Annotated in this window: 18 protein-coding genes and 1 pseudogene; 8 read left to right on the plus strand and 11 right to left on the minus strand. The window is 71.0% G+C overall.

From position 1 onward, the window contains the following. Nucleotides 1–28: 28 nt before the first annotated feature. Nucleotides 29–388, minus strand: a complete 360-nt coding sequence (locus KBX50_RS23765; RefSeq protein ID WP_374224716.1) for a chorismate mutase — start codon at nucleotides 386–388, stop codon at nucleotides 29–31. A gap of 333 nt (nucleotides 389–721) precedes the next feature. Between KBX50_RS23765 and pcrA the strand changes: the two genes are divergently transcribed. Both pcrA and cpt read left to right on the plus strand, forming a co-directional pair. After that, nucleotides 722–3,124 carry a DNA helicase PcrA gene (pcrA, locus tag KBX50_RS23770; protein WP_210939920.1) on the plus strand — a complete coding sequence of 801 codons (2,403 nt, stop codon included), beginning with the start codon at nucleotides 722–724 and terminating at the stop codon, nucleotides 3,122–3,124. A gap of 21 nt (nucleotides 3,125–3,145) precedes the next feature. After that, complete coding sequence (gene cpt, locus KBX50_RS23775) at nucleotides 3,146–3,661, plus strand: chloramphenicol phosphotransferase CPT (RefSeq protein WP_210939922.1); 516 nt, start codon at nucleotides 3,146–3,148, stop codon at nucleotides 3,659–3,661. 39 nt (nucleotides 3,662–3,700) lie between these two features. On the opposite strand, the gene KBX50_RS23780 is transcribed toward cpt, so the two are convergent. Together KBX50_RS23780 and KBX50_RS23785 are read right to left on the minus strand one after the other, a co-directional pair. After that, complete coding sequence (locus KBX50_RS23780; RefSeq protein ID WP_374224720.1) at nucleotides 3,701–4,483, minus strand: M23 family metallopeptidase; 783 nt, start codon at nucleotides 4,481–4,483, stop codon at nucleotides 3,701–3,703. Nucleotides 4,484–4,761: 278 nt separating this feature from the next. Then, nucleotides 4,762–5,475, minus strand: coding sequence for a M23 family metallopeptidase (locus KBX50_RS23785; RefSeq protein ID WP_210939924.1), 714 nt, complete (start codon nucleotides 5,473–5,475; stop codon nucleotides 4,762–4,764). Nucleotides 5,476–5,944: 469 nt separating this feature from the next. Here KBX50_RS23785 and KBX50_RS23790 point away from each other — a divergent pair, with 469 nt between their 5' ends. The 3 genes from KBX50_RS23790 (at nucleotide 5,945) to sucD (ending at nucleotide 8,928) form a co-directional block, all read left to right on the plus strand. Next, entirely contained in the window at nucleotides 5,945–6,349 is a 405-nt protein-coding gene (locus tag KBX50_RS23790; protein WP_093404985.1) for a cobalamin B12-binding domain-containing protein, read from the plus strand. A gap of 509 nt (nucleotides 6,350–6,858) precedes the next feature. Then, complete coding sequence (gene sucC, locus KBX50_RS23795) at nucleotides 6,859–8,037, plus strand: ADP-forming succinate--CoA ligase subunit beta (protein ID WP_210939925.1); 1,179 nt, start codon at nucleotides 6,859–6,861, stop codon at nucleotides 8,035–8,037. 3 nt (nucleotides 8,038–8,040) lie between these two features. Continuing rightward, on the plus strand, nucleotides 8,041–8,928 hold the full coding sequence (sucD, locus tag KBX50_RS23800) for a succinate--CoA ligase subunit alpha (RefSeq protein WP_093404991.1): 888 nt from the start codon (nucleotides 8,041–8,043) through the stop codon (nucleotides 8,926–8,928). 40 nt (nucleotides 8,929–8,968) lie between these two features. Here sucD and KBX50_RS23805 read toward each other — a convergent pair whose 3' ends face one another. Continuing rightward, nucleotides 8,969–9,229, minus strand: a complete 261-nt coding sequence (locus KBX50_RS23805) for a hypothetical protein (protein WP_093404994.1) — start codon at nucleotides 9,227–9,229, stop codon at nucleotides 8,969–8,971. A gap of 180 nt (nucleotides 9,230–9,409) precedes the next feature. Between KBX50_RS23805 and KBX50_RS23810 the strand changes: the two genes are divergently transcribed. Then, entirely contained in the window at nucleotides 9,410–10,702 is a 1,293-nt protein-coding gene (locus KBX50_RS23810; RefSeq protein WP_210939926.1) for a DUF6350 family protein, read from the plus strand. 275 nt (nucleotides 10,703–10,977) lie between these two features. On the opposite strand, the gene KBX50_RS23815 is transcribed toward KBX50_RS23810, so the two are convergent. Together KBX50_RS23815 and KBX50_RS23820 are read right to left on the minus strand one after the other, a co-directional pair. Beyond that, complete coding sequence (locus KBX50_RS23815) at nucleotides 10,978–11,655, minus strand: DUF4190 domain-containing protein (protein WP_210939927.1); 678 nt, start codon at nucleotides 11,653–11,655, stop codon at nucleotides 10,978–10,980. Nucleotides 11,656–11,662: 7 nt separating this feature from the next. Beyond that, on the minus strand, nucleotides 11,663–11,962 hold the full coding sequence (locus KBX50_RS23820) for a CD225/dispanin family protein (RefSeq protein WP_210939928.1): 300 nt from the start codon (nucleotides 11,960–11,962) through the stop codon (nucleotides 11,663–11,665). 154 nt (nucleotides 11,963–12,116) lie between these two features. On the opposite strand from KBX50_RS23820, the pseudogene purN reads away from it, so the two are divergent. Beyond that, nucleotides 12,117–12,728, plus strand: a pseudogene (gene purN, locus KBX50_RS23825) (phosphoribosylglycinamide formyltransferase); the annotation flags it as partial. Nucleotides 12,729–12,731: 3 nt separating this feature from the next. Next, on the plus strand, nucleotides 12,732–14,303 hold the full coding sequence (purH, locus tag KBX50_RS23830; protein WP_210939977.1) for a bifunctional phosphoribosylaminoimidazolecarboxamide formyltransferase/IMP cyclohydrolase: 1,572 nt from the start codon (nucleotides 12,732–12,734) through the stop codon (nucleotides 14,301–14,303). Between the two features lie 162 nt (nucleotides 14,304–14,465). On the opposite strand, the gene KBX50_RS23835 is transcribed toward purH, so the two are convergent. The 5 genes from KBX50_RS23835 to KBX50_RS23855 all read right to left on the minus strand — a co-directional run bounded on the left by KBX50_RS23835 (nucleotide 14,466) and on the right by KBX50_RS23855 (nucleotide 20,897). Continuing rightward, a complete protein-coding gene (locus KBX50_RS23835) occupies nucleotides 14,466–16,835 on the minus strand; it encodes an EAL domain-containing protein (RefSeq protein WP_307871049.1) in 2,370 nt (789 codons plus the stop codon). 94 nt (nucleotides 16,836–16,929) lie between these two features. Continuing rightward, on the minus strand, nucleotides 16,930–17,958 hold the full coding sequence (locus KBX50_RS23840; RefSeq protein WP_210939929.1) for an ABC transporter ATP-binding protein: 1,029 nt from the start codon (nucleotides 17,956–17,958) through the stop codon (nucleotides 16,930–16,932). Beyond that, a complete protein-coding gene (locus KBX50_RS23845; RefSeq protein WP_210939931.1) occupies nucleotides 17,942–18,979 on the minus strand; it encodes an ABC transporter ATP-binding protein in 1,038 nt (345 codons plus the stop codon). Before KBX50_RS23845 ends, KBX50_RS23840 begins: the two co-directional genes overlap by 17 nt. Nucleotides 18,980–18,986: 7 nt before the next feature. Next, entirely contained in the window at nucleotides 18,987–19,943 is a 957-nt protein-coding gene (locus tag KBX50_RS23850; protein ID WP_210939933.1) for an ABC transporter permease, read from the minus strand. Between the two features lie 15 nt (nucleotides 19,944–19,958). Continuing rightward, on the minus strand, nucleotides 19,959–20,897 hold the full coding sequence (locus KBX50_RS23855) for an ABC transporter permease (protein WP_210939934.1): 939 nt from the start codon (nucleotides 20,895–20,897) through the stop codon (nucleotides 19,959–19,961). Nucleotides 20,898–20,958: the final 61 nt, after the last annotated feature.

The raw sequence follows: 20,958 nt of genomic DNA on the forward strand, positions 1-20,958 counted from the left end.
GTGGGGGGCGGGGGGGTCGGGGTGAGGCTCAGAGGGGGCCGCGGCCGGCGCGGAGCAGGAGTAGGGCGAGTTGGGTGCCGTCTGCGCCCAGGGCCGACCGGAACCGTTCCAGGATCTCCTGCTCGCGGGAGAGGACGAGCCGGGTACCGCCCGAGGCCATCCGGGTCGCACCGACCTCCCGGGAGAGCGCGGCCCGCTCCTGCCACAACTCGATCAGCGCTCGGTCGATCTCGTCGATCCGCACCCGGATCTCGGCGATCCGGCTCGCGGCGTCCGGCTCGGCGGTGCCCGTGGCGGGGGTGCCCCCCTCCGGCCCGGTGGCGCCGGCGCCGTTCGAGATCGTGCCGGACCCGGTCGCGCCGCCGTTCTGCTCCATCACGTCTGTCATCTTCTGGTACCCCTCGCGGTGTGGTGCCCGTTGCCCGGATTCCGGGACGCGAAAAGCCCCGGGCTCCGAGAGCCCGGGGCTTTTCGTAGGTCTGATCGATCAGGCGCGACCTACGGCTGCCGGACTCCCGGAGCCGTAGTAAAAGTAGAAGCGCTTGTCGAACACGCTGCCGAGTATGCCGCCGGACCGGGCCGGCGCGCAAGGAAAGGCCGGCGAAGGCTCTCATCCGCTCACCTGTCGGGAAGAACTCCTCCCGCCGGTGCTGCCGGGTCACGCCACCGGGCGGTGCCGTCGGCGGGCGATGTCCGGCCGGCGGCATAGACTCGCCGTGCGATGCATCCTCTCTTCGACATCCCCGCGTCCCCGCCCGAGCCCGAGCCTGCCCGGGTGCTGCCGCCCCATCGGCCCGCGCCCGGCCGCCTCGACCCAACGCAGCTGGTGGAGGGACTCAACGGCCCGCAGCGGGACGCGGTCACCCATGCGGGCTCGCCGCTGCTGATCGTGGCCGGTGCCGGGTCCGGCAAGACCCGCGTGCTGACCCACCGGATCGCATACCTGCTCGCGGCGCGGGACGTGCACCCCGGCGAGATCATCGCGATCACCTTCACCAACAAGGCCGCCGGCGAGATGAAGGACCGGGTCACCGCCCTGGTCGGCCCACGGGCCCGGCTGATGTGGGTCTCCACGTTCCACTCCGCCTGCGTACGGATCCTGCGTGCCGAGCACGAGCAGGCCGGCCTGAAGTCCACCTTCTCGATCTACGACGCGGACGACTCCCGTCGGCTGATGCAGCTCGTCGCCCGGGAACTCGACCTGGACCCGAAGCGGTATCCGGCGCGGGGCCTGGCCGCCCAGGTCTCGAATCTCAAGAACGAGCTGGTCGATCCGGAGACGTTCGCCGCGCGGGCCAGCGGGCCCAACGAACGCGCCCTGGCCGAGGCGTACGCCCTTTATCAGCGGCGGCTCCGCGAGGCCCACGCGTTGGACTTCGATGATCTCATCATGACGACGGTGCATCTGCTCCAGTCGCATCCGCACGTCGCGGAGAGCTACCGCCGTCGTTTCCGGCATGTGCTGGTCGACGAGTACCAGGACACCAACCACGCGCAGTACGTCCTGATCAAGGAGTTGGTCTCCGGCACCGAGGGCCTCGACCCGGCGGAGCTGTGCGTGGTCGGCGACGCGGACCAGTCCATCTACGCCTTCCGGGGCGCGACGATCCGCAACATCCTTGAGTTCGAGCGCGACTTCACCAACGCCCGCACCATCCTGCTGGAGCAGAACTACCGCTCCACGCAGACCATCCTGAACGCCGCGAACGCGGTGATCGACCGCAACACGTCCCGCAAGCCGAAGCGATTGTGGAGCGACGCCGGCCAGGGTGAACCGATCGTCGCGTACGTCGCCGACACCGAGCACGCCGAGGCGGACTGGGTGGCCCGGGAGATCGACAGGTTGGTCGACGACGGGGAGACGCGTCCGGGCGACGTGGCGGTCTTCTACCGCACCAACGCCCAGTCCCGGGTCTTCGAGGAGGTGTTCATCCGTCTCGGTCTGCCGTACAAGGTCGTCGGCGGGGTGCGCTTCTACGAGCGCAAAGAGGTCCGGGACGCCCTGGCCTACCTGCGTTCGGTGGTCAACGACGACGACACGGTCAGCCTGCGTCGGATCCTGAACACGCCGCGCCGGGGCATCGGCGATCGCGCCGAGGCCTGTGTGGAGGCGCTGGCCAGCCGGGACCGGATCTCCTTCGGTGCCGCGTTGCGGCGCGCCGGCGACGCCCCCGGTATCTCGACCCGGGCGGCCAACGGCATCGCCGACTTCGTGGCGCTGCTCGACTCCGCCCGTGAGCTGGCCGTCGACGGCACCCCGGAGGAGGTGCTGGAGGCGGTGCTGACCCGCTCGGGTTACCTGACCGAGCTGGAGGAGAGCCTCGACCCCCAGGACGCGGGCCGGGTCGACAACCTCCAGGAACTGGTCAGCGTCGCCCGCGAGTACACCGAGCGGATCGAGGCGACCGGCGCGGAGGGTGAGCGGGCCACCCTGGCCGGTTTCCTGGAGCAGGTCGCGCTGGTCGCCGACGCCGACCAGGTGCCCACCGACGACCCCGAGCATCAGGGTGTGGTCACCCTGATGACGCTGCACACGGCCAAGGGCCTGGAGTTCCCCGTGGTGTTCCTGACCGGCCTGGAGGACGGCGTCTTCCCGCACCTGCGCTCGCTGGGTGACACCCGGGAGTTGGAGGAGGAGCGTCGGCTGGCGTACGTCGGCATCACCCGCGCTCGGCAGCGGCTCTACCTCTCCCGGGCGGTGACCCGCTCGGCGTGGGGCCAGCCGTCCTACAACCCGCCGTCCCGGTTCGTCGAGGAACTGCCGCCAGAGCTGGTCCGCTGGGAGCGGACCGAGGGCTCGTACACCTCGTGGGGTGGCGGTGGCGGCGGCGTGGGCGGTCGCGCGGAGCGGACCCCCGGCGGTCGCGGTGGGTTTGCCGGCGGCACGCCCCGGGCGGTACAACTGGCCCGCAAGCTCGGGGTGGACGGCAGCCGGCTGGCCACCGCGAGCGAGCTGCCACAGGGGCCGAAGGTAACCGCCGGAGACCGGGTGAACCACCAGCGGTACGGTCTCGGCCGGGTGGTGGCGGTGGAGGGGCACGGCCCGGGTGCCCGGGCGCAGATCGACTTCGGTGACCAGACGTTGTGGCTGGTGCTGCGACACGCCCCGATCGAGAAGATCTGACCCGGAAGGACGACCCAGCGGATGACGGTTCAGGTCATCGTGCTCAATGGCGGATCCAGCTCAGGCAAGTCGGGAATTGTCCGCTGCCTCAGACACCTGCTACCGGGACCCTGGATCAACCTCGGGATCGACGACCTGATCGAGCGGTTGCCACCGTCCATGGTCACCTTCGGGTCGCAGGGTGAGGTCATCCTGGGCGAGGGCTTCGACGGCATGCAGCATGCCTGGTGGGTCGGCGTTGCCGCGATGGCGAGGGCTGGTGCCCCGGTCATCGTCGACGACGTGTTTCTCGGCGGGGGCGCGTCGCAGGAGCGCGTTCGCCGGTACCTGGACGGCCTCCGGGTGCTCTGGGTCGGAGTGCGCTGCGACCCCGACATCGCGGCCGCCCGGGAGATCGCCAGAGGCGACCGGGTGACCGGCATGGCCGCGTCGCAGGCCACGGTCGTGCACCAGGGTGTCGCGTACGACGTCGAGGTGGACACCAGCCGCACCGAATCGCTGGACTGTGCCCGTGCGATCGTCGCGCAGCTGAGCTGAACTCGTCGGCGCGGCGCCTGAGCCGCGTCACCCGGCGGGTCAGCAGGCCACGTCGATGCCCCGGGCGCGCAGGAACGGCGCCGGGTCGATCTGGTTCCACATCTGGCCCTGGTGCACCTCGAAGTGCAGATGCGGGCCGGTGGAGTCGCCCGTGGAGCCCTCCAGGCCGATCGTCTGCCCGGTGCTCACCTTCGTACCCACGCTGACCCTGGCCGTGCTCAGGTGGGCGTAGTGGGTGAGGTAGCCGTTGCCGTGGTCGATGACCACCGAGATGCCGTACCCGTCGCCGACGTCGCCGGCCTTCGTCACGGTGCCAGCGAAGGCGGCGCGGACGGGGGTGCCGGCGGGCATGGCGAAGTCGATGCCGGCGTGCAGGGTGCCCCACCGGGGCCCGTAGCAGGAGGTGATGGCGCTTCCGGCCATCGGCAGGACCCAGGACGACTTCGGCTTCGTACTCTTCTTCGGCTTCGCCTTGGCGGTGGCCGTTCGGCTGACCTTCGGCTTCGGCTTCGGCTTCGGGCTGGGCTTCGCGGTGGGGCTGGCGCTCGGCGACGGGCTCGGTGACGGGCTGCCCGAGGCGGCGGGTTCGCGAGCCGACCGGTCGGCTCGCTCGGCGGCCTCGGCCCGGGTCTGAGCGTCCAGGGCGACCGGGCTGGTGGTCGGCCGCTCGCCGCGGTCGTTCACGACGACACCGCCGACGCCCACCGCGGCCAGGGCGACCGCACCGACAGCCAGCAGCCGGGAGCGCCGGCTCAGGCGTCGCCGGTGGCGGGCCGGGGCATAGGAGATCTCGCGGGTCGGGGTGGGGCTGTCGTCCTGCACGGGTACGGACCTCATTGGTTTCGAGTGGTACGTGACCTCGAAATCCTGGTGTCGGTCCGGGCGGTACCGGGTACCGGGGGTGTGGGTGGCGCGGGCGGTGGTCGGTGTCGCTGTCCGCCTTCGTGCCGGGCTGTTCTCGACTGCCCGATGCTGATCCGCCCGGCCGTTGTGTCGCCCATCACAATTCTGCGAGTGAGCTGGGACACTTGCGTGCCCGAGGTGCCAAAGGAAACCGCCCGGATCGACAGATCCGGGCGGTCAACAGGCGTTACGGCCGGTCAGGACGCGGCTACCTCGCTGTAGATTGCCTCGACTTGTAGCTTGATGTCCACTCCGCGTTCCTGAAGCCACGGCACCGGGTCGAGCGGCTCGCCCTTGACATGGATCTCCAGGTGCAGGTGGGAGCCGTAGGAGTGGCCCGTGTTGCCGACCAGGCCGAGCTGGTCACCGGCCTTGACCTGCTGACCCTCGCGCACGCTGAGCGCGGAGGAGTGGCCGTAGATGGCCTCGCTGCCGTCGGCGTGCTGGACGATCACCGCGTTTCCGTAACCGCCGAACCAACCGGCCTTGGTCACGGTGCCCTCGTGGATGGCGACGTACGGGGTTCCCTCCGGCGCGACGAGGTCGACGCCGGTGTGCAGCTTGCCCCAGCGCATGCCGTAGGGAGAGTTGAAGTCGTAGCCCTGAAGGGGGAGCAGCCATACGCCGGCGTCCTCGGCGCTCTCCGGGCCGGTGCGACCGTCCCGGGAGGCCCGCTCGGCGGCGTCGGCCCGCTCGGCCGTGCCCTGGTTGCTGATCGACGCCTGCTTCAGCTCGTCGAGCACCGAAGGGCTGACGCTCTTGGCGTCCGGCATTGCGTTGGCGCCCAGCGCCACCACACCGGCACCGACGAAGGCGGTGGTGACGACCGCGGCGTAGCGGCTGCGCGGGGGGGTGGGTACGCGGCGGCGGCCGCGATATCGATCGGGCTCAGACGACAGGCGCTGGCGCACGCATACCCTCCGTTGTCGGGTTCCGATGCGGATCAGCCGTCGTCCGAATCTGGTGATCGTGCGCCGGCTGGTCGCGTCGTCACCCGTCCGTAGACCTGATGACAACCGTGGACACGGTAGCCAACCGTCAGTCCTGTCACAAGCCGGAGCGCCGAATTGCTTGCAACGTTCTGTCCGCTTCCGTACTGGATTGTCATGGCTCGGGGGTGTAGTGGGGTGTCCTCGTTATCCTCCGTTCGTCGCACACCGTGACCGATCGGCGGAGTCGTCCCGCTTGACGCGTCCCGCGTTGGTCGTGTCCGTGCGTGAGGTGTCGATGATGCCTGCGTGAGGTGGCCGGAGGCCCGGCGAGTCCGAATGCCGAACGCCGTTTACCGCTCGCCCGGCCGGCCCCGGTTCCCCGGCCCCGGCCGGGCGGGTTACCGTTCGTTCAGGTGAAAGCCGCGGAGCCGGTGAAAGGGATGCCCAGATGAGCTCTCGTGTTCGGGTCGTCGTCGCCAAGCCGGGCCTGGACGGCCACGACCGTGGCGCCAAGGTGGTGGCGCGCGCTCTCCGTGACGCCGGCATGGAGGTCATCTACACCGGCCTGCACCAGACCCCGGAGCAGATCGTGGAGACCGCGATCCAGGAGGATGCCGACGCGGTCGGTCTCTCGGTGCTCTCCGGGGCGCACATGACGCTGTTCCGCCGGGTCCTGGAACTGCTCGACGAGCGGGAGGCGCGGGACATCGTCGTCTTCGGCGGAGGCATCATCCCGGAGGCCGACCTTCCGGAGCTGGAGCGGCTCGGCGTGGCCAAGATCTTCACCCCGGGCGCCACCACCGCATCCATCGTGGAATGGGTCCGGGACAACGTCGCCCAGCCGGTGGCCTGAGCACAGGGGAGGGGCCGGACGCACCCCTCACACGTCCGGCCCCTCTATGCACGATGCCCCGCCGCCACCCCTCGACCGACAGGGCATCGGCCGTTTCCGTCTTCGCGCTTTCCAGCGCTCCGACACCTGACTCAACGACGCCCTTCCTGCGGGGTTACGCAGGACCGCCGAGAACTGTCGCTGCCCTGACAAGATCGCTCGAACGGGTGACGTCGCCCGTGCCGGACCTCTGCCGGCGGACCGTGCGTCGGCCCGGGCTGTGCATTACCGCACACCGCGCACCCGCTCGGTTGCCGGAGGTGCCGGCATCGCTAGGCTGCGCCCAATGAAACCTTCCCCACCTCCCTCTGCGAGCCGGACCGTCAGGTCGGCTGCGGCGCGTGGTAGCGGTGGCGAGGGTTCGACGGCCTGCGTCAACTTCAACTGATGTCGGGCATCACACTGTTTTCTTTCCATACGCTGGTGGCGGCGCGACGGTGCGCCGCAGAGACGGGACGGGACGCGCAATCGTGGACCTGTACGAGTACCAGGGGCGGGACCTGTTCGAGCGGCACGGGCTTCCCGTGCTCGCCGGCGGCGTCGCCACGACCCCGGAGGAGGCCCGCGCGATCGCCGAACGCCTCGGCGGCCGGGTGGTCGTCAAGGCACAGGTGAAGGTCGGCGGCCGAGGCAAGGCGGGCGGCGTCAAGCTGGCCGAGGGCGCGGAGGAGACGGTGGCCCGCGCCACCGACATTCTCGGCATGGACATCAAGGGCCACACCGTCCACAAGGTCATGATCACCGTGACCGCGGACGTGGCCGAGGAGTACTACTTCTCGTACCTGCTCGATCGGGCGAACCGCACGTTCCTCTGCATCGCCAGCGTCGCCGGCGGCATGGACATCGAGCAGGTCGCCGCCGAGACCCCCGAGAAGGTCGTCAAGGCACCGATCGACGCCGTCAAGGGCGTGGACGAGGCGACGGCGCGCGAGATCGTCGAGGCGGCCGGCTTCCCGGCCGCGGTCGCCGACCAGGTCGTCGACGTCGCGGTCGGCCTGTGGCGGGCGTTCGTCGCCGAGGACGCCACCCTGGTCGAGGTGAACCCGCTGGCCAAGACCGCCGAGGGCAAGCTGCTGCTGCTGGACGCCAAGGTGACGCTGGACGAGAACGCCGGCTTCCGGCACCCCGACCACGAAGCACTGGTCGACCAGGCGGCGGTGGACCCCCTGGAGCAGGCGGCCAAGGAGAAGGACCTCAACTACGTCAAGCTCGACGGCGAGGTCGGCATCATCGGCAACGGCGCGGGCCTGGTCATGTCGACCCTCGACGTGGTCGCCTACGCCGGGGAGCGGCACGGCAACGTCAAGCCGGCCAACTTCCTCGACATCGGCGGCGGCGCGAGCGCAGCGGTCATGGCCAACGGTCTGGAGATCGTCCTCTCCGACCCGTCGGTCAAGAGCGTCTTCGTAAACGTCTTCGGCGGCATCACCGCCTGCGACGCGGTCGCCAACGGCATCGTGCAGGCGTTGGGCCTGCTGGAGCAGCGGGGCGAGCAGGTCACCAAGCCGCTCGTCGTCCGCCTCGACGGCAACAACGCCGAGGCCGGTCGGGCGATCCTCGACGGCGCGAACAACCCGCTGATCGAGCGGGTCGACACCATGGACGGCGCGGCCGAGCGGGCCGCCGAGCTGGCGGCTGCGGGGGTCTGACACATGGCTATCTGGCTGACCAAGGATTCGAAGGTCATCGTCCAGGGGATGACCGGATCCGAGGGTTCCAAGCACACCCGCCGGATGCTCGCCGCCGGTACGAACGTGGTGGGCGGCGTCAACCCGCGCAAGGCGGGCACCACCGTCGACTTCGACGGCACCGAACTGCCGGTCTTCGCCAGCGTCGCCGACGCGATGAAGGACACCGGCGCCGATGTCACAGTCATCTTCGTACCGCCGCAGTTCACCAAGGCGGCGGTCATCGAGGCGATCGACGCCGAGATCCCGCTGGCCGTGGTGATCACCGAGGGGGTGCCGGTGCACGACACCGCCGCCTTCTGGGCGTACAACGTGGCCAAGGGGGAGCGGACCAGGATCATCGGCCCGAACTGCCCCGGCATCGCCTCGCCGGGCGCCTCGAACGCCGGCATCATCCCGGCTGACATCACCGGCTCCGGCCGGATCGGTCTGGTCAGCAAGAGCGGCACCCTGACCTACCAGATGATGTACGAGCTGCGGGACATCGGCTTCTCCACCTGCGTCGGCATCGGCGGCGACCCGATCATCGGGACGACGCACATCGACGCGCTGGCTGCCTTCGAGGCCGACCCGGACACCGACGCCATCGTCATGATCGGTGAGATCGGCGGGGACGCCGAGGAGCGGGCGGCCGAGTTCATCAAGGCCAACGTCAGCAAGCCGGTGGTCGGCTACATCGCCGGTTTCACCGCCCCGCCCGGCAAGACCATGGGGCACGCCGGTGCGATCATCTCCGGCTCGGCGGGCACCGCCGACGCCAAGAAGGAAGCGCTGGAGGCGGTCGGCGTGAAGGTCGGCAAGACGCCGACCGAGACGGCCAAGCTGATGCGCGAGATCATGTCCGCGGGCTGAGCGGAACACGCATCGAGGGGCCGACCGGAAGGTCGGCCCCTCAGCGGTTCCAGTACGGGTAGTTGCCGGTCGCCTGCAGGATCAGGCTGACGACGATGTTCAGCACGCCCAGCGCGATGGCCACGTAGCCCAGCACCGGTGACTGGCGGTACCGGCGCGCGTCGCGGATCGACAACCAGCCGAAGACGATGCCGAGGATGCCGCAGCAGAGCACCCCGGTCACGATGCCGAGCACGCCCCAGAGAGTCGTGCGGTCCCGGCCGGCCGGTGGTGGCGGGGGCGGTGGATACGGAGCGTTCACGACTCCCCTTCCGGTCACATGCTGCCGCGACGTCGGTCACGGCCCCTGTGCCGAGGCTAGAGGAGCCGGTGCCCGCCCACGCCGGATCAGGCGAACTGGTGCGTCCGGCGCACCGGGCATCGGACGCACCGAGCGGGTGTCGGGCAGCCAGGGCCGGCACGGCATGCCAGAGTAGAGCCGATGTCCTTCGTCACCCCTGACCAGCCTCGCCGGGCCACCGACGCCCGCGGCGCCGGCGCCCGGCCACCCGGCCGGGCCGGCCCTCCGCGCCGGGTGCCCGCGGCGCGGGCGGCACCCTCGGGGCGCAGCCACGCGCCGCTCGTGGTCGCCGCACTGGTCGCCGCCAGCGGGGCTGCCGTCACCACCTGGCTTCCCGTGGCGCTGGCGCTCTGGCTGTTCCAGCTCAGCGAGGGGGCCGGCAGCCTGCTCGACGCCGCCCGTGCCGGGGCGGCGGGCTGGCTCCTCGGTCACGGAGTGCCCCTGGCCACGGCCACCGGCCCGCTGGGCCTGGCACCGCTCGCGGTGACCGCGCTGGCGGTGTGGCGGCTCACCCGGGCCGGGGTGCACACCAGTCGCGCGATCGGTGCCCGCGGCGGCCGTTCACCGGGCCGTACGCTCGCTGCCGCGACGGCGGTCGGTGTCGCGTACGGGCTGTTGGGAGCGCTTGCCGCCATCGTGGTCGGTGCCGGTGGTCCCGGCGTGTCGCCGGTACGTGCCGGGCTGACGCTGGCGACGGTCGGCACCCTCGCCGCCGGTGTCGGTGCCGCCCGCACGACCGGGGTGGCGGAGGTCTTCGCCGCGCAGGCGCCGATGCCGTTGCGCGAGGGCGTGCGTGCCGGTCTGGTCGCCGCGCTGGTGCTGCTCGGCGCGGGAGCCGCCGTTGCGGGGCTGGCGGTGGCGACCGGTGGTGGTGACGCGGCCGACCTGATCGGCGCCTATCAAACCGGTGTCGCCGGTCAGGCCGGCATCACGCTGGTCAGCCTCGCGTACGCGCCAAACATCAGCGTGTGGTCGGCCAGTTACCTGCTCGGCCCCGGCTTCGCGGTCGGCACCGACACGGCGGTACGCACCAGCGAGGTGTCGGTCGGCGCGCTACCGGCTCTGCCGTTGTTCGCCGGTCTGCCCAGCGGGCCGGTCGACGGGCTCGGCGCGGTCACCGTACTCGCCCTGCCCGTCCTCGTGGGCATGGCCACCGGCGGGCTGCTCGCGCGCCGTCTGCTGCGCCTGGCCATCGCCGAACGGGCGCCCCTGTCGTGGCGGCGGCTGCTCGTACCGGCGGCGCTCGCCGGACCGGTGGCCGGCCTGCTGCTCGGCGCGGCGGCGAAGGCGTCCGGCGGGCCGCTGGGCGGCGGCCGGCTGGCAGAGGTCGGGCCGGTCGGTTGGCAGGTGGCGCTCGCGGCGCTGCTGGTCACCGGTGCCGGCGCGCTGCTCGGTGCCGCCGCCACCCGCTGGCTCGCCCGGCTCGCGACCTGAGCTTCCGGTACCGGCGCGCCGCCGCCACCTGCTGGCTCGAAGACCGCACCTTCCCGTGCCGGTGGGCGCATCTCGTGTCGGGAGACCGCAGAATCCCCGATGTTGCGGCCTGCCTGGGTGCGCAAGGCGGCAACATCCCCGATGTTGTCCGCGCATCCGGCGCCGGAGGCGGTAAGGCTGCGGTGGGTGGGGGTTCAGGGAAGGTGGGGCGATTCTGATGCGGCAGGGGGCGTCCCGGATGTTCCGGGACGCCCCTGGCGGTGGGCAGCTACTTGTCAGGGATACATCGATCCGCCGACGTTCAGTGCCACCACGACGATCTGTAGCAGACCCAGCAGCAGCCCGACCGCGCCGCAGATCAGGCCGGCGAGTGCCTGGCCGGAGTTGCCGGCCAGGCCCTGGTCGGCCTTCTGCTTGCCCAGCCAGCCGGTGACGAGTGCCGCCAGTCCCAGCGGGATGCCGAGGTAGCAGCAGCTCAGCGGAATCGACGCGATACCGAGGATCATCGCGATCAGGCCGAGGGTGTTCTGCTGCCCCTGCGCGCCGGTGAAGCCAGCGTGCGGGTACATCGGCGTGCCGCCGTAGGGCTGCGGAGCGTACGGGTCGGCGTAGGGCGGCCCGTAGCCCGGTTGCCCGTAGCCCGGCTGACCGTAAGCCGGGGGCTGCCCGGCGGCCGGTGCAGGACCGGCCGGCGGCGCGTACGGGTCGTAGGGCGCGGGCGAGGCCGGCGGCGGGGCCTCCGGCTGACCCGGGACCGGGGGTTGCTGACCGTACGGATCGGCCGGGGGTTGCTGACCGTACGGATCGGTCGGCTGGGCGTACGGGTTGGCCGGCGGTGGCGCGTACGGGTTGGCCGGGGGCGGCGCGTACGGGTTGGCCGGCTGGGGTGTGGTCGGGTCCCCGTACGGCGGCTGCTGGCCGTACGGGTCCTGACCGGGGTGACCGGGCTGCATCCGGTGCTCAGTAACCGCTGGCGTTGCCGCCGCTCATCGAGCCCAGCAGGCCGCCGCCGAGGCAGCACACCAGGACGATCGCGAGCCAGGCGATACCGACGATCAGGGCCCACTTGGACCACTTCTTCGACTCGGCCGCCGCAGCCTGGGCGCCGGCGTAGTCACCCTGCTGGAGCAGCGGGTTGACCTTCGAGGCGTTGATGATCGCCGGGATGGCCAGCGGCCAGAACAGGAAGATCGCGACGATCGACATTGTCATGTTGTTGTCGACCGACTGCGGTGGCTGTGACTGGTATTCGGGCTGCATGACGACGTGCTCCTCACGGTTGTTCGCTGACGGGTGTGGGACCGGACATGCGCCGGTCCCAAGCGAGCGGCAGCGTACCCGCTTTCGGCCAGTTCGGTGGTCACGCGCGCCGCGCTGCCCAGCGGATGGGCGCCGGTCGGCGGCCGGATAGGGTGTGCCGGTGACCCAGTCCGCCCGTATCGTCGTCCTTGTCTCCGGCTCCGGCAGCAATCTCCAGGCCCTGCTGGACGCGACCGCCGACCCGGCGTACGGGGCACGGGTGGTCGCGGTCGGGGCGGACCGCGACGGGATCGCGGGCCTGGACCGGGCCGTCGCCGCGGGGGTGCCGACCTTCGTCGAGCGGGTCAAGGACCACCCGGACCGCGAGCAGTGGGACGCCGCGCTCACCGCGCGGGTCGCCGAGCACCGACCCGACCTGGTCATCTCGGCCGGGTTCCTGAAGCTGGTCGGTCCCCGCTTCCTCACCGCTTTCGGCGACCGCTACCTGAACACGCACAACACCCTGTTGCCGGCGTTTCCCGGCATCCACGGCCCGCGTGACGCCCTCGCCTACGGGGTCAAGGTGACCGGGGCGACCCTCTTCTTCGTCGACGCCGGGATGGACACCGGCCCGATCGTCGCGCAGGTGGCGGTGCCGGTCCGCGGCGACGACGACGTCGACACGCTCACCGAGCGCATCAAGGAAGCGGAGCGGAGCCAGCTCGTCGAGCAGGTGGGCCGGCTGGTCCGTGAAGGTTGGACGATCACTGGAAGAAAGGTCATGGTCGGCGTGAACTCCATCCAGGACGGGCGTCGCCCCATCCGGCGAGCACTTGTCAGCGTCTACGACAAGACCGGCCTGGCCGACCTGGCCCAGGCGCTGCACGCCGCCGGTGTGGAGATCGTCTCCACCGGCAGCACCGCGTCGACGATCGCCGCGGCGGGCGTGCCGGTGACGCCGGTGGAGCAGGTGACCGGCTTCCCGGAGATCCTCGACGGGCGGGTGAAGACCCTGCACCCGGCCATCCACGGTGGGCTCCTCGCCGACCTGCGCAAGGACGCGCACACTGCCCAGCTCGACGAACACGGCATCGCCGGGATCGACCTGCTGGTGTCCAACCTGTACCCGTTCCAGGACACCGTCGCCTCCGGCGCCGGTCAGGACGAGTGTGTCGAGCAGATCGACATCGGTGGCCCGGCGATGGTGCGGGCGGCCGCCAAGAACCACACCTCGGTGGCCGTGGTCACCGACCCGGGCGCGTACCCGATGCTGCTGGCCGCACTCGACGGTGGTGGCTTCACCCTGGCGCAGCGTCGGGCGCTGGCCGCCCGCGCCTTCGCCGACATCGCCGAGTACGACGTGGCGGTCGCCGAGTGGTTCGCCACCTCGGTCGCCCCGGCGGCCGAGGGCATGCCGGAGTTCGCCGGTCTGGCGCTGCGTCGGCAGTCGGTGCTGCGCTACGGCGAGAACCCGCACCAGACCGCCGCGCTCTACGCCGACCCGGCCGGCCCGGTGGGGCTGGCTCAGGCCGAGCAGTTGCACGGCAAGGAGATGTCCTACAACAACTACGTCGACGCGGATGCCGCCTGGCGGGCCGCGAACGACTTCGCCGACCAGCCCGCGGTGGCCATCATCAAGCACGCCAACCCGTGCGGCATCGCGGTCGGCACCGACGTGGCCGAGGCGCACCGCAAGGCGCACGCCTGTGACCCGGTCTCCGCCTTCGGTGGGGTCATCGCCGTCAACCGGCCGGTCTCGGTCGAGCTGGCCGGGCAGATCGCCGAGATCTTCACCGAGGTCGTGGTGGCACCCGACTACGAACCCGGTGCGGTGGAGACGCTCCAAGCCAAGAAGAACATCCGGCTACTGCGCGCGCCCGCCTTCCAGCCGCGTCCGACCGAGTGGCGGCAGGTCAGCGGCGGCGTGCTGGTGCAGCTGCGGGACGCAGTCGACGCCGAGGGCGACGACCCGGCCAGCTGGCGGCTGGCCACCGGCGAGCCGGCCGACGAGGCGACCCTGGCCGACCTGGCCTTCGCCTGGCGGGCGGTACGCGCGGTGAAGAGCAACGCGATCCTGCTGGCCCAGGACGGCGCCACGGTGGGCGTCGGGATGGGGCAGGTCAACCGGGTCGACTCGGCCCGTCTCGCGGTCAGCCGGGCCGGCGCCGACCGGGCGCGCGGTGCGGTGGCCGCCTCGGACGCGTTCTTCCCGTTCGCCGACGGCCCGCAGATCCTCATCGACGCGGGCATCCGGGCGATCGTCCAGCCCGGCGGCTCCATCCGCGACGAAGAGGTGATCGACGCCTGCAAGCGGGCCGACGTCACCATGTACCTCACCGGCACCCGCCACTTCGCTCACTAGGCGTGCATGCGAGATCTTGGAACGTTTCCGTTAGCCCGCCGAACGGAAATCTTCCAAGATCTGGACCGGATCCCGCAGCACGATCGCCCCCCGCACGGTGCGGTGTCCCGAAGCGTTGCCGACGAAGTCCCGCCCCACGCGGATCGGCCCGCCAGCTCCCGGTCAGGTCGGCCGTCGGATGGCTGTCACGGTCTGCTGTCGGGCCAGCAGACAGGAGATGCCGTCGGCGGTCATCGGCCGGGCCAGGTGGTAGCCCTGGCCACGGGTGTAGCCGAGGGCGCGGAGCACGGCGACCTGCTCGGCGCTCTCGACGCCCTCGGCGACGGTCTCCAGGCCGAGCGCGTGGGCGAGCTGGATCACCGCCCGGGCCACCGCCTGCCGGGCGTCGGCCGCCGCTGCCCGGCCGTCGTCGATCTCGATACCGTCGACGAAGGACTTGTCCAGCTTCACGATCGCCGCCGGGAAGGCGCGCAGCAGACTCAGCGACGATTCGCCGGTGCCGAAGTCGTCGAGGGAGAGGCGGATGCCCATCCGGTCGAGTTCGAAGAGGGTTCGCGAGACCTGTTGACCGCGCAGCACCGCCGACTCGGTCACCTCCAGCACCAGTCGCTCGCAGGGCAGCCCGCTCTCGGCCAGCGCGGCCGTCACGTCGGAGACGAAGTCGGGATCGTGCAGTTGCCGCGCGGAGACGTTCAGGCCCGCCTCCCGGAGTGCGTCCGGCCCGAACTCCCGTGACCACGCCGCCGCCTGGCGGCACGTCTCGCGCAGCACGAACCGGCCCAGCGGCACGATCAGACCGGTCCGCTCGGCGGCCGGGATGAACTCGGCCGGGCTGACGACCCCCCGTGTCGGGTGATGCCAGCGGACCAGCGCCTCGACCCCTACCAACCAGTTGTCGTCGAGCCGCAGGATCGGCTGGTAGACGACCCGCAGCTCGTTGTCGTCCAGAGCCCGCCGCAGCTCGCCGCCGAGCTGCATGTGCGCCAGTACCGGCTCACCCATGCCGTCGACGTACCGTACGAAGCTCGCCTTCCCACGCTGCTTGGCCGTGTACATGGCGACGTCGGCGTCCCGCAGCACCGCGTCGACGGTGGCGCCGGGCGCGGCGTCGGCGATGCCGATGCTGGCCTGCACCAGCAGGCGATGCTGGCTGATCGGCTGGTCGAGCGCGGCCAGCAGCCGGCCGGCCAGTTCCTCGGGGTCGGCGCCCGCGCCGGTGAGCAGCACGGCGAACTCGTCACCGGCGACCCGTACCGGCAGGCCCTCGTCACCCACCTCGGCACGCAGCAGCTCGGCGACCGACACGAGCAGCCGATCACCGACGCCGTGCCCGAGCAGGTCGTTGACGGTCTTGAAGTCGTCCAGGTCGACCAGGAGCACCGACGCGGGTGTCGTGGCGGTGAGCGCGGACGCGAGCCGGTCCCGGAACAGCGCCCGGTTGGCCAGCCCGGTGAGCCCGTCGTGGCTGACCTCGTACTGGAGGCGCTCCTCCTGGACGCGGGTGTTGCGCAGCAGCCGGGCGTTCTCCCGATAGGCGATGAACTGCCGGACGCTTACCAGCGCGGTGACCACCACGGCGGCGATCAGGACCAGCCGGACCGGCCAGGTCAGGGGGGCGCCGAACGCGACGGCGAGCAGCGGCACGTCGACCGCCACCACCGCCAGGTACGGCAGCAGCACGCCGTTGGGGGTCTGCGCCCGGCGGACACCGAGGTCGGCCCGCCACTGCGCCCTGACGCCGAGCGTGAAGAACACCGGGGTCAGCGGCATCACGATCGCCTGGACGGGGATGCCGGCGACGTAGCCGTACCGGACCGCGAGCACGGCGACTATCCCGGCGGTGACGCCGCCGCTGGCCGCGACGAATCGTAGGGCGACGCGATCCACCGGGCCGCCGGCGACGAAGGACACCTTCGTCGCGGCGCCGATCGCGACCAGGAAGGCGAGCCCGACCAGCGCCATCGCCTGCGGGCTCCACGGCTCGGCAGCGGCCACCATCGGGGCCAGCCCGACGTAGCAGAGCAGCGCCGCGCAGCCGAGGAACGCGATCATGCGGTCGAGCAGGATGCGCCACCGCTCGACACCGCCGGTCTCGGCGATCGGCACCCGGGCCACCGCCCAGATGGCGACGACGAATCCGATCGCCACGCAGGCCGCTGCCGGCAGCGGCATGCTTCGGGTACGGGCCTCGGCGGCGTGCGTCAGCATGTCCAGCGCCAGCCAGCCGTACCCGATCGTGATGGTGGCCGCCGCGACGAGGAGCGCACGCCAGAAGCGGCGGGTGACCGGGTCGAGGCCGGCGTGGCGGAGCAGGTGTACGACGGACCCGGCGGCGAAGATCCCGCCGACGGGCACGAAGGTGTACGCGAGCGCCTCGGTGCCGGCGCCGACCGTGAAGTTCGCGACGCACCAGGCGATGCCGAGGACGGCGACCGCGACGGTGGCCTGTACGTACCGGACGGTGATCCGGCTGTTCGTCGCGGCGGCCCCGACCGTGGGGCCCGTCGTCGGCCGTAGCGCCACCTGCGTCACGGCTGTAGACCCTAGTGAGTGAGCGGAGGCTCGCCATCCGTCATCGGGTGCTTCTTCGATGCCGCAGTATCCACTAGGGAGGGAGGTTCGGTGCTCACCCTCCCGGGCGCAGTTCGGCGAAGTGGCAGGCCGAGGGGTGCGGGTCGGCAGCGCGCAGCACCGCCTGCGGGTCCTGGGTGGCGCAGATGTCCTGCGCCTTCCAGCACCGGGTGCGGAAGTGGCAGCCGCTCGGCGGATCCGCCGGGCTCGGGACGTCGCCGCGCAGCCGGATGATGCTGCGGTGTTCCCGGGCGTCCGGGTCCGGCACCGGCGCCGCGGAGAGCAACGCCTGGGTGTACGGGTGGGTGGCGCGATCGTAGATCTCGTCCTCGGTGCCGATCTCCACGATCCGGCCCAGGTACATCACCGCGATCCGGTCGGAGATGTGTCGCACCACCGACAGGTCGTGGGCGATGAAGATGTAGGACAGGCCCAGTTCGTCCTGAAGTTCCTCGAGCAGGTTGATCACCTGCGCCTGGATGGAGACGTCCAGCGCGGAGACCGGCTCGTCGCAGACGATCACCTCGGGGCGTAGCGCCAACGCCCGGGCGATGCCGATGCGCTGCCGCTGGCCACCGGAGAACTGGTGCGGATAGCGGTTGATGTGCTCCGGGTTCAGCCCGACGACGTCGAGCAGTTCCTGGACCCGCCGCTGGCGGCTGCCCTTCGGGGACGCCTCCGGATGGATCTCGAACGGCTCGCCGATGATGTCGCCGACGGTCATCCGTGGGTTCAGCGAGGTGTACGGGTCCTGCATGACCATCTGCATGTTGCGCCGGATCCGCCGCAACTCACCGCCGGAGGCGGCGAACAGGTCCCGGCCGGCCAGCGTGGCGCGGCCGGCGGTCGGCTTCTCCAGCCGCATCAGCAGTCGGGCCAGGGTGGACTTGCCGCAGCCCGACTCACCGACGATGCCAAGTGTCTCGCCCCGGCGCAGTTGGAAGCTCACCCCGTCGACGGCCTTGACCGCACCGGTCTTCTTCTTGAACACCACGCCCTGCGTGATCGGGAAGTGTTTGACCACGTGGTTGACGTCGAGGAGGGTCTCGCCGCGGACAGTGGTGGGGCTAGCCGGCCCGGTCATCACGTACCTCCTGGGCGAAGTGGCACGCGCTGGTCCGGCCGTCGCCGAGGACCAGGTCGTGCGGCACCACGTCCACGCAGACCTGCTGCACGTACGGGCACCGGGGGTGGAACGGGCAACCGCTGGGGATCCGCATCAGGTTGGGCGGCAGGCCGCGGATCGTGGACAGCTTCCCGCCCCGCTGGTCCAGGCGCGGGATCGAGTTCAGCAACCCCTTGGTGTACGGATGGGCAGGCGCCCGGTACAGCGACCGGACATCGGCGTGCTCGACGATCCGGCCCGCGTACATGACCGCGATCCGGTCCGCGACGTCGGCCACCACACCGAGGTCGTGGGTGATCAGGATCATCGCCATGTTCAGGTCCCGCCGCAGGTCGGCGAGAAGATCCATGATCTGGGCCTGCACGGTGACGTCCAGCGCGGTGGTGGGCTCGTCGGCGATGAGCACCTTCGGCTCCATCGCCAGGGCCATCGCGATCATCACCCGCTGCCGCATGCCGCCGGAGAACTGGTGCGGGTAGTCACCGAGACGCCTCGCCGCCCCGGGTATCTGCACCAGGTCCATCAGCTCCACCGAGCGGCGGCGGGCGTCCGCGCGGGACATGCCGATTCGCTGGCGCAACGTCTCGCCGATCTGCCAGCCGACCGGGAAGACCGGGTTCAACGCGGAGAGAGCGTCCTGGAAGATCATCGCGATGTCCTTGCCCCGGATCTGCCGGCGCTGCTCCTCCGCCAGGCCCAGCAGGTCGCGGCCGGAGTAGCGGATCTCACCCGAGCTGATGTGCGCCGGCGGAATGTCCAGGATGCCCATGATGGCCTGGGCGGTGACGGACTTGCCGGAGCCGGACTCGCCCAGCACGGCGAGCGTCTCGCCCGGATCCAGGTGGTAGCTGACCCCGTTGATCACCTTGGCCACGCCCTCGCCGGTGCGGAACTCGACGTGCAGGTCGCGTACCTCCAACAGGTGCCCTCCGGGCGGGGTGGGCGAGGCCGGCGTCGGCCGGACGGCGTGTTGACTCATGAGGGGATCACCGGAGCTTCGGGTCGAAGGCGTCGCGGATCGCGTCGCCGAGCATGATGAAGGCCAGCACGGTCAGCGCCAGGAAGGTCGACGGGACCACCAGCGGGGTCGCCGATTCCCGCATGTGCACCCGACCATTGTTGATCTCGATGCCCCAGGAGATGGTCGGTTCCCGCAGCCCGATGCCGAGGAAGGAGAGCGTCGCCTCGGCGGCGATGAACGAGCCGAGCGCGATGGTCAGCACCACGATGGCCGGGGCGAGTGCGTTCGGCAGGATGTGCCGCCACATGATCCGCCCGTTGCTCGCCCCGAGCATCCGCGCCGCGGCCACGTAGTCCTGCTCCCGGGCGGTGATCACCGAGGAACGGACCACCCGGGCCGCGGTGGTCCAGCCGAGCACCGCCAGCACGAAGATGACCGCGGCGACGCGTACCGTGGCGCTGTCGCTGCCGATGCGCTTGAGCAGGACGATCGCGGCCAGCAGCAACGGGATGCCGAGCACGATGTCGATCACCCGGGAGAGCACTGCGTCGACCCAGCCGCCGAAGTAGCCGGCGAGCATCCCCACGACCAGCGCGATCAGGCCGGTGAACAGGGCGCTCAGGGCACCGACCAGCAGCGACGCGCGAGCGCCGTAGACCGCCCGGGCGTACGTGTCGCAGCCCTGGAAGTCGTACCCGAAGATGGCGCCGCCGGAGGGTGCCGCGTGCTGTCGGGACAGCACACAGTCGGCGGGATCGTTGCTGGTGAACAGGCCCGGCACGGCGGCCATCGCGGTCACCAGCAGCACCAGGGTCAGGCTGATCCAGAAGATCGGCTTGCGGCGCAGGTCGCGCCAGGCGTCGCCGGCCAGGCTGCGCGGCTTGCGGGGCCGGCCCACCTGGTTCGGCGTGCCCGGTTCCCCGGAAGGCCCGCGCCGCGCGGCCTGGTTCTCCGACGCCGCCACCGTCTCGAAGTCGCTCACCGGTTCACCCTTGTCTCACTCATAGCGGATCCTCGGGTCCAGGACGGCGTACAGGACGTCGACCACCAGATTGGAGACCAGGTAGACCACGACGAGCACGCTGACGATGCCCACCACCAGCGGGCCGTCCTCGGTGCGGATGCCGCGGAAGAGGTTGAAGCCGACGCCGGGGATGTTGAACACGCCCTCGGTGATGATCGCGCCGCTCATCAGGTTGCCGACCTCGACACCGAGAAAGGTGATCACGGGGATGAGAGAGTTGCGCAACACGTGCACGCTTACCACCCGCCGACTCGGCAGGCCCTTCGACCGCGCGGTGCGCACGTAGTCGGCGCGCAGGTTCTCGGCCACCGAGGTACGGGTCAGCCGAAGCGCGGTGGCCAGGGAGAGCGAGCCGAGCACGATGCCCGGCAGCAGCAGCGCGAAGAAATCGGGGTCGGCGCCGGCCGTGGGCGGGAAGACCTGCCACTTGACGCCGAGGAAGTACTGCGCCAGCGGGGCGAGCACGATGGTCGGGATGCCGAGCACCAGCAGGGTCAGCAGCAGGGTGGCGTTGTCGAAGACGCTGGCCCGCCGGATGCCGGCGAGGACGCCTGCGGTGACGCCGAAGATGACCGCGACCGCGATGGCGATCAGGGCCAGCCTGATCGTGACCGGCCAGGCGGCGGCGAGGATGTCGCCGATCGACCGTCCGGTGAGCGACTCGCCCAGGTCGCCGCGGAGCAGATTCGAGATGTAGTCGAAGTACCGGTAGAAGAAGCCGCCGATCCCGGTGGCGTCGAGGTGGTACTTCTCCGTGAGGTACGCCCGCTGTGCGGCGGTGACCGGGCGTTCCCCGGCGAGGGCCTGGATCGGGTCGCCCTGACCGGCGAACATCAGCGCGTAGACGATCAGCGTGGTCCCGAAGAAGGCCAGGACCATCTGGAGCAGACGCCGCACGATGAAGCGGAACATACTTGGCAGTCTCCCTGAAAAGGGGCGAACCGCGTGGCGGGTCGGGTCACCTCGCGATGAC

It is taken from the genome of Micromonospora sp. C51 (genome assembly GCF_018070435.1).
GTDB classification, from domain to species: domain Bacteria; phylum Actinomycetota; class Actinomycetes; order Mycobacteriales; family Micromonosporaceae; genus Micromonospora; species Micromonospora sediminimaris.